The organism is Microcoleus sp. AT8-A3, from assembly GCF_036705675.1.
Taxonomy (GTDB): Bacteria; Cyanobacteriota; Cyanobacteriia; order Cyanobacteriales; family Microcoleaceae; genus Microcoleus.
The window spans coordinates 311394-319872 of record NZ_JAUBVD010000001.1 but is presented as its reverse complement, the minus strand read 5'-3'; the positions used below and the strand labels follow the sequence as shown (position 1 = coordinate 319872).

At 46.9% G+C, this 8479-nt stretch carries 7 protein-coding genes; 3 read left to right on the top strand and 4 right to left on the bottom strand.

Annotation, left to right across the window (positions count from 1 at the left end; translation table 11 throughout):
- The 3 genes from QUB51_RS01380 to QUB51_RS01370 all read left to right on the top strand — a co-directional run.
- A partial coding sequence (locus QUB51_RS01380) for a CHAT domain-containing protein (protein WP_333259519.1) occupies positions 1 to 2431 on the top strand: 2431 nt, incomplete at its 5' end.
- A gap of 360 nt (positions 2432 to 2791) precedes the next feature.
- Positions 2792 to 3151, top strand: a complete 360-nt coding sequence (locus QUB51_RS01375) for a hypothetical protein (protein ID WP_333259521.1) — start codon at positions 2792 to 2794, stop codon at positions 3149 to 3151.
- Positions 3138 to 4694: a hypothetical protein gene (locus QUB51_RS01370; protein WP_333259524.1), complete on the top strand. Its 1557-nt coding sequence runs from the start codon at positions 3138 to 3140 to the stop codon at positions 4692 to 4694. Before QUB51_RS01375 ends, QUB51_RS01370 begins: the two co-directional genes overlap by 14 nt.
- 47 nt (positions 4695 to 4741) lie before the next feature.
- Here the strand turns inward: QUB51_RS01370 and moeB are convergent, their stop codons facing one another.
- The 4 genes from moeB to QUB51_RS01350 all read right to left on the bottom strand — a co-directional run bounded on the left by moeB (position 4742) and on the right by QUB51_RS01350 (position 8325).
- Positions 4742 to 5914, bottom strand: a complete 1173-nt coding sequence (moeB, locus tag QUB51_RS01365) for a molybdopterin-synthase adenylyltransferase MoeB (protein WP_333259525.1) — start codon at positions 5912 to 5914, stop codon at positions 4742 to 4744.
- 79 nt (positions 5915 to 5993) lie between these two features.
- Complete coding sequence (locus tag QUB51_RS01360) at positions 5994 to 6473, bottom strand: M67 family metallopeptidase (protein WP_333054334.1); 480 nt, start codon at positions 6471 to 6473, stop codon at positions 5994 to 5996.
- A gap of 258 nt (positions 6474 to 6731) precedes the next feature.
- The gene (locus QUB51_RS01355; RefSeq protein WP_333054336.1) at positions 6732 to 6959 is read right to left on the bottom strand and encodes a ferredoxin family protein; all 228 of its coding nucleotides are present in this window, start codon (positions 6957 to 6959) and stop codon (positions 6732 to 6734) included.
- Between the two features lie 130 nt (positions 6960 to 7089).
- A complete protein-coding gene (locus QUB51_RS01350) occupies positions 7090 to 8325 on the bottom strand; it encodes an ATP phosphoribosyltransferase regulatory subunit (protein WP_333054338.1) in 1236 nt (411 codons plus the stop codon).
- Positions 8326 to 8479 lie beyond the last annotated feature (154 nt).

Genomic DNA, 8479 nt, shown 5'->3' with positions numbered 1-8479 from the left:
CAGTGACAGAATCAGGGAAGACAAAGCCGAGAATCTCGAAAAGGCGATCGCCTGTTATGAATTGGCATTAGAAGTTTACACCAGCGCCGCTTTTCCCCAACAATGGGCGATGACTCAAAATAATTTAGCAATTGCTTACAAAGACAGAATCAGGGAAGACAAAGCCGAGAATCTCGAAAAGGCGATCGCCTGTTATGATTTGGCATTAGAAGTTCGTACCCGCGCCGATTTTCCCCAAGATTGGGCACAGACTCAAAATAATTTAGCAATTGCTTACAGAAACAGAATCAGGGAAGACAAAGCCGAGAATATCGAAAAGGCGATCGCCTGTTATGATTTGGCATTAGAAGTTTACACCCGCGCCGATTTTCCCCAACAATGGGCGATGACTCAAAATAATTTAGCAATTGCTTACAGTGACAGAATCAGAGAAGACAAAGCCGAGAATATCGAAAGGGCGATCAAACTTTTTGAAGCAGCTTTACAAGTTCGTACTCCCACAGCTTTGCCGATCCAATGTCTGAACACAGGCGGAAGTCTAGGCGATTTAGGATTTGCAGAAAGTTTGTGGGAAACAGCCATATTCGGCTACGAAAAAGCCATCGAAGCAGTCGAACAAAGCCGCGAGTGGATAACATCCCAAAGTCGCAAACGAGAAATCATCGAAGAAAATCTCAACATCTACGAAAACATGATGCAATCCTGCATCAATCACCAACAATATGACAAAGCCCTGCAAACAATCGAACGCAGCAAATCCCGCTACCTAGTCGAACTCTTCACCAACAGCGAAATCTACCCCAAAACAGCCACCGACACCGAGAAACAGCAACTCCAAAACCTCCGTCGCCAAATCGCCGCCTCCCAACAACTCCTAGAAACAGAAACCCCATCTCCTCCCCCTCTTTCTCCCCCCCTTACCAAGGGGGGGCCGGGGGGGGTTCCCGAAGACTCTCCCTCACAACGCACAACCCAAACCCGCAGCCTCAGCCCCGAATCTTTCCAACAACAAAAAGCCAAATTAGAAACAACATCACAGCAACTAACACAACTGCTGGAACAAATAAAACAGCGAGAACCAGAATTCACTCTAACTCAAAAAGTCGAGCCCATCGACATCACCAAATTCCAACAAACCTTAGACACCGAAACAGCAATCATAGAATGGTACATCGGCAATTCTAACTCCCTAGAGGGCGGGCACGGGGGCACCGCCCCTACGGGTGGTGTCGCCTTCATCATCACCCGCGACAGCATAAAACCAGTCACATATACCACAACCGAAATAGCCGAATTAGAAACCTGGAAAAACAACTATCTCGACCAATACCGCAACAAAAACACCAACAAAACCTGGCAAAACACCCTATCCCAAAAACTCCAAAAACTCTCAGAAATCCTGCGACTAAACGAGATAATCGCCCACATCCCCCCCAACTGCAAACAACTAATTCTAGTACCCCACCGCTACCTGCACCTATTCCCCCTCCACGCCCTACAATTCACCTCAGAGGGCGGGCACGGGGGCACCGCCCCTACGAGGTACCTGTTAGACTGCTTCCCCGCAGGCGTGAAATACGCCCCCAGCTTGCAACTGCTGGAACTCGTAAAAAATCGCATCACCACCAGAAACTCCCCCCCACCAAATCAGCAACAACTATTCGCCCTCCAGAATCCCACCGAAGACTTATTCAACGCCGACATGGAAGTAGAAACCATCAAAACCCGATTCAATCCGCATCAAATTTTACTCAAAAAACAAGCCACAAAAACCGCCCTCAACGAAAACCGAGAAAACCTCTCAAACGCCAACTACCTGCACTTTTCCTGTCACGGCGTATTCAACTTTGACTCTCCGCTGCTGTCATCCCTAGTCTTAGCCGATTCCCTGGAACCGCAAACCTCACCCCCGCCCCCAGAGTCAAATCAGCCCGCTGGAAAACAGCGCTATGTCACCCTACGCAGCGGCAGAAAAGCCATCCCAGAAAAATGCCTCACCCTGCGAGAAATCTTTGCCGATTTGCAGTTACCGCAGTGCAGTCTCGTCACACTTTCCGCCTGCGAAACCGGGTTAACCACCTCAACCGCAATGACGGATGAATACATTGGTTTACCCAGCGGTTTCTTGTATGCGGGTAGCATGAATGTTGTCAGCAGTCTGTGGGCTGTCGATGATTTTGCCACGGCAATTTTGATGATTAAATTTTATCAGGAATTGCCGGAGGCAGATTCAGTAGCCCTCGCTTTGAATGCGGCGCAAAACTGGATGCGCGGGGTGAGTATGGAGGATTTTCGAGTTTGGGTAGAATTGTTAAATTTAGATGAAAAATCGAGCGAAAGTGTGAAAGATTGGTTAAGCTTTATACCCAAAGCTAAGCAGCCTTTTGTTCATCCTAAGTATTGGGCAGCCTTCTGTGCTACTGGATATTAGCTCATGTGGGTATTATAATGGTTTTAGGTTAAACCGAAAGGCCGCCAGGGAATGAATTCCCTGGCTAATAGCGAAAGTCCTCTGAAGAGGACTGAAGAGTTATACTCAATTCGAGTTATTCGCCTCCTTTATGATTCGGCGGTTGCAACCGCTAATTGTTAAACTAAGTCTGCCTCCGCAGACAAGCGAGATAAATGGGGCACTTAAGCTAGATTTGGTATTAGTCCTCTTCAGAGGACTTTCGCTTTGAGGCAGGGAATTCATTCCCTGCCGGACTTCGGGAAAGAGCGTGTTAATTGACACCACTAGCTGACAATGCCCGTCCAAGTAAATCACATTTTATTAACGGAGGATTTTACAGTGAAAATTCACAAACATATCGCTACCTTTCTCTACTGGCTGAAGGAAGAACCGAGCATTTTCTTGCCGGAAGCATGGCGAGATTTACCCAACTTAGAGGACGAAATAGCAAACTTAGCAGATAATGAATCTTCAATTGCTGAAGCTATCAAAAATTGGTGTATAGAGCGCGACTTAGGAGAACAATTAAGAGATTGTCTGCGAAAAGATTTCGAGGATGCGGGCGAACCCACCCCAAGTACAACACCGCCGCTAACCAATATCACTCAAACTCTGCGTACCAGCATTGAAGATAGCTACAAAAAACTTCAACAAAGCGCAGCAAGTAATCAATCAGATACCAGCAATGACTCCAACTAGCAAAATCTATGCCCCCAACGTTTATTTATTTGCCTTTCACCTCTGCAACGCCCTAGAATCAGAGTCTAGTTCCCCTGTGGAATTCGCCCGTTTGTGGCAGAAGTGCGATGAGATTTTGCAAACTAAATTAGCAGTCGGTAAGGCCTTCAACGGCAGCTATTTATCCAAAAAAGACGAACCTGCCGGATGGCGAGTCAACCTGATTGATAAACAAGTTGTTGGCAACCGCAATTCTCTCCCCTTTGATAAGAATATTTCCCACGAAAACCAACAAATTAATCTCAAAGGTTTCGCCCAACCGCTGCGGATTGATGACAGCTACGCTTTGGGTTTAAAAATTTTTGTTCCTGAAAAACTTAACAGCATTAAAACACCTGCTGTCGATGTTAGCATCTTCAAGGAATTTAATCCCGATAACTGCTTGCTGCCGGATTTCGTGCAGAGTTATTTCGGGCAAACTCTGCTGCTTACAGCTTGGCTGAGTGTCGAACAAAATCAGGCAGCGCGGGCGGATTCGCAGTTTCTCCAAGCTTTAGGCAAACAGTGTCTGGAAAAGTTGATTTCTGGTCAAAATCAGCCGGATTTTTACCGTCAAGGCGAGTTATTCGGCAGTCCGATTTTGGAGTACGGCAATCCGAGTCACCCCGATAGTTACTGTCACATTATTATCTGGTTTTTCAACAGCCCCGCAACTGATGAAATCTGGGATGAGAGGCGGTACAGTGATTTTATGGATTTGTTTCTGTACCGAAATAAGATTCTTCGCGCTTATCACGACAGCCGCAAGCTTTACGCCGTGACTCGCGAGGAATACAAACAAATTGAACTCGATATTGACAAGACTTTTAAGTATTTGCAGCGAGATCAAGCTCAGCAGAGGCAATCGAAAGGGGCGGGTTTAAAGGAGGAAGAATTAAAATATCTGGAAACTCAGATGATTGAGATGCCGCCTCGGGCTGTGAAGTATGCCCGAATGCTGATTGATTTGGAGTTTCGCCAAAATACGATCGCAATTAACGCCCAAAATTACCAGGATAAATTAAATCAAATAAGTCTTGACATCAAAGCAGCTAAAAAGTACAATGATAGTGATGCCAATTTAAGTTTCCTCGAAACATTCAGCAAAGAAACTTGCCCGCAGTTTCAAAGGCAGATTCAAGCAGATTTAGGCTATTTCAAACACGGTTCCGGCTTGCTAGACCAAGCAACCGAGGCAATTAGAGCTATTGTGGCGATCGAAGAAGCTTATCGGGATGCCAAACTAGAGGTCACGATTCAAGCTGTCGGCTTTGGTTTGGGAGTAGCCGGGGTGGTGGCTGGAAGTGCTCCTTATTTAATTAAACAAGACCCGCCGAATCAAATGGTTGCTTTGCCTTTGCCTTTCCTGAAGGTGGGAATTAATTCTTTTGCATTAGTATTGTTGATTAGTATCGGTGCCGGGGTTGTGGTTTGGGGTGGGGTTTTGTTACTGGCCAATTCCAAAAATCTACTAGGTAAGTTCAAGAATCTACTAAATAGAAATAAACAGTTGCCGCCCTCATAATCCCCGTTCCGGGCGGGCAAATCGCCCGCCCCAGAAAAAGATTAGCCTTAATATTGAGGTACAGACGGGTCTACTTCTTGACTCCAAGCAGTAATCCCGCCCTTAACATTAATCCCCTCAATTCCCGCTTCCTTCAAAATGCCCAAAGCCTTCGCAGAACGCCCGCCCATTTTGCAGTGTGCAATCAAGCGATGCCCGTTCAACAATTCCTTAACTTTCTCAACACCTTGGCCGTGTTCGATATCCGGCAAAGGAACCAAAACCGACCCAGGAATTTGACAAATTTGATACTCATTGGGATTGCGAACATCCAACAATACAAAATCCTTGGCACCGCTGTCGATTAACTCCTTAAGTTCCGTCACAGTCATCTCAGGAATTTGCGTTTGCTGACTTGCTTCCTGCGCTTTAGCTTGAGGAATGCCGCAGAATTGTTCGTAATCAATTAACTTTTCAATTACCGGGCGCACTGGATTAGGCCGCAGTTTCAATTGGCGGAACGTCATATCTAAGGCATTGTAAAGCAACAGTCGGCCGCTCAAAGTAGTGCCTTGACCCAAGATAATCTTGATAGCTTCCGTTGCTTGGATAGACCCGACAACTCCGCACAAAACGCCTAAAACACCGCCTTCGGCACAAGAAGGAACCATCCCAGGAGGCGGGGGTTCCGGGTACAAATCGCGATAATTCGGGCCGCCTTCGTAGTTGAAAACTGTTGCTTGCCCTTCAAATCGGAAGATGGAACCGTAGACGTTGGGCTTGTTTAAAAGCACGCAAACGTCGTTCATCAAATAGCGAGTCGGGAAATTGTCCGTGCCGTCAATAATGATATCGTAAGGAGTGGCAATGTCGATCGCATTTTCGGAACTAACGCGAGTCTCGTACAAATCAACTTGACAAAAAGGATTAATTTCTAAAATCCGATTTTTAGCCGACTCAATCTTCGGTTTCCCAACCCAAGAAGTGCCGTGAATTACTTGCCGCTGCAAATTAGAATGGTCTACAACATCAAAGTCTACAATCCCAATGCGGCCAACACCGGCGGCTGCTAAATACAGCAGCAGTGGCGAACCGAGGCCTCCCGTACCGATGCAGAGCACGCTGGCAGCTTTGAGACGCTTCTGCCCTTCCAATCCAACTTCTGGCAGGATCAGGTGGCGAGAGTAGCGTTCGTATTCTTGTTTGTTGAGCTGGATCTCCTCCAGATTAGGATTTAGCATGATATTGTGTGTAGCGCAGATTTTGAATTACATCCTATCTGAATCTTTCGCATTTTTACCTGTTTGTTATTTTTACTAATTATTTCTTAATCTCAGTCGGTTCCTGTGCGAGAATTTCCTCTGCTTGAAAGTTCCCCTCTCCGTCAAGACTCCAACTGCGGAGGTCTTCCCAACAGCCTTGTCGGACGGACACAATGATATAAGAGTATTCCGCCCACGCCAATGCCCGATCGCACTCTGAGGGCACTGCGGGACAATCCGTGTGAGAATGATATATACCGATAATATCCAGACTGCGATCGCGCCCGTGTTTCATCGCCCGCAACATATCTTCGGGCTTAATAGCATATCTGCGTCTTTCTGTCAATCCCTTTTCTTCAGGCCAATTCTCCTCAGCTTCCGCACTCCAAGCATTGTCAGTCGGCCAAACTTCCACTAAAGTTTTAACATCGCCAGTAACTCGACCGAGCAACAAACCGCAGCATTCTTCAGGATAAGCGCTTTCGGCGTGGGTACGCATGGATAAAATATGAGAGTCGGAAAGTGCGATCGGCTGCATGGGATTTTATTGTAAAGTGCGATCGGGCTTTTTTTTAAACGAACCGCGAAGACGCGAAGGACACGAAGGAAGAGAAGAGAAGGGAAAAGAAAGAACTCACAAAAGTAACATAATTAATTACCTCACTTAGATATCTAAACGTTAGATTTTTCAGTTCTTTCTCACTCTTCTTCTCTGTGTCCTCTGCGCCCTCTGTGGTTCAAAAAAAAATGTAGGGTGAGCCGCAGCGCACCTTACGGATGAAGTTAATTAATGCAATCAAGTCGGAGTTTGCTGCAACTCGGGCCGCTCATCTGGAACGATCGCACCTTCGACAGGACACACCTGCAAACAAATACCGCAGTCAATACAGGTATCAAAATCAATCCAAAACCAATCAGTACCCTTGACATTTTTGCCAGGGCCGGGGTGAATGCAAGCAACCGGACAAGCGCCGACACAATCAGCAATTCCCTCGCAAATATTCGTAACAATAGTGTGTGCCATAGTGTTCTCTCAAAAGATTTTAGTTAGATAGGGGATTAGCAATTAGTAATTGGCAAAACCTGATCTCAATCAGCAGGATACATAATATCATATCAGGTGATTTTTAACCAATTACCAATTACCAATTAGCCTAATTTACCGTTTCAATTGTTGGCAATCCTTCGGCATTTACCCAAGCAATTTGAGCAATTCGTCGATCGCGCGCGAATTCCCGCGCCGCCTCCTCTGTCTCCCGACTCTCCAAATCTATTTCCACCCGAACTAGGTGACTAGAGTCTCGGAGTTTGCGAGCGTAAGCAAAGGCCGCCGCCCCAGCTTCAGGAGTTAGAGGCACAACCAACCAGTCGCTAGCGGGCGTCTGGGTGGGCAATTGCCCCTCTGTCAGCAAAACTTGGTGCAAATCTTCAATATTCAGACAAAACCCGATGCCGGGGGAATTTTGCCCTTGGGGATCGAACAGTCCCAACAGTTGGTCGTAGCGTCCCCCTTGTCCTAAAACTCGCTGTCCTGTCTTGCTGCTGCTGACAACTTCAAACACAATTCCAGTGTAGTAGTCAAATGTTTGAATTAAACTCAAATCGAGGTGAATGTGGGATTTGAGATTGGGAATTTTTGATTGACATTGGTGCAGCAATTCGATCGCCGATTTGAGATTATTTAACGCGGCTTGCTGGGGCAAATCTAAATCCAGCTTAGCAACAATTGGCAACACCTCTTCTGGGCGGCCGCGCAAGTCAAATAACAGCAGAGCTCTTTCTCGCAATTCCGTTGACAGCGGCAAAGTTTCCAAGGCAATTCGATCGAGATTGGCGATCGCCCCCCGAACTTTCTGGCGCACGTTTGGCGGAAACGGTTCCAGCAATGTCGCAGTCAAGCCCGCTTCTCCCAAAACCAAATGCCAGTCATCAATTTCCAAGCTCTGCAAGCACTCAGACAGCAGCAGCAGCACTTCCGCATCCGCAACCGCCCCCCCCGCGCCGAGGAGTTCTACCCCAGCTTGATAGAACTCCTGTTGCCCGCCTGAGCCAGTATCTGGGCCTTTGCGGAACACGTTAGCGTTGTAGTAGAGGCGCTGAGGCTGCCAGCGAGTCCCGGCCATCCGCATTGCAGCCGCGCGGGCGATGGATGCTGTCAATTCCGGCCGCAAACCAAGTTCTCCATCCTCGGCGTCTTGCAGTTGAATTAAGGTCGATCGGTCGATCGCGCCCCCAGCCATCAATGTCTCCAGCCTTTCTAGAGTAGAGGTAATAATCCGGTGATAGCCCCAGCGGTGAAAAACCTGCTGTAAGCGCCGTTCGATCGAAATTTTTTGAGCAACGTCAAGGGGCAATAAATCTCTTGCACCCGATGGGGGTTGGTGAACCATATCAATTTTAGATTTTAGACTTTAGATTTTAGATGGGGCTTAGAAGCTTAGCTTTATGGACGGTGTTAAAGTCGAACCAGGCAAGCTTAACATTCGACTTTAACAAATTAAGGTGTCATCGGAATTTTAGATTTTAGATTTTAGATTTTAGATT

What these genes read in the sequence shown, in the direction of transcription:
- moeB (WP_333259525.1), bottom strand. Translation starts at nt 5,914, where the DNA reads ATGCTAAATCCTAATCTGGAGGAGATCCAGCTCAACAAACAAGAATAC.
- QUB51_RS01350 (WP_333054338.1), bottom strand. Translation starts at nt 8,325, where the DNA reads ATGGTTCACCAACCCCCATCGGGTGCAAGAGATTTATTGCCCCTTGAC.
- QUB51_RS01360 (WP_333054334.1), bottom strand. Translation starts at nt 6,473, where the DNA reads ATGCAGCCGATCGCACTTTCCGACTCTCATATTTTATCCATGCGTACC.
- QUB51_RS01355 (WP_333054336.1), bottom strand. Translation starts at nt 6,959, where the DNA reads ATGGCACACACTATTGTTACGAATATTTGCGAGGGAATTGCTGATTGT.
- QUB51_RS01370 (WP_333259524.1), top strand. Translation starts at nt 3,138, where the DNA reads ATGACTCCAACTAGCAAAATCTATGCCCCCAACGTTTATTTATTTGCC.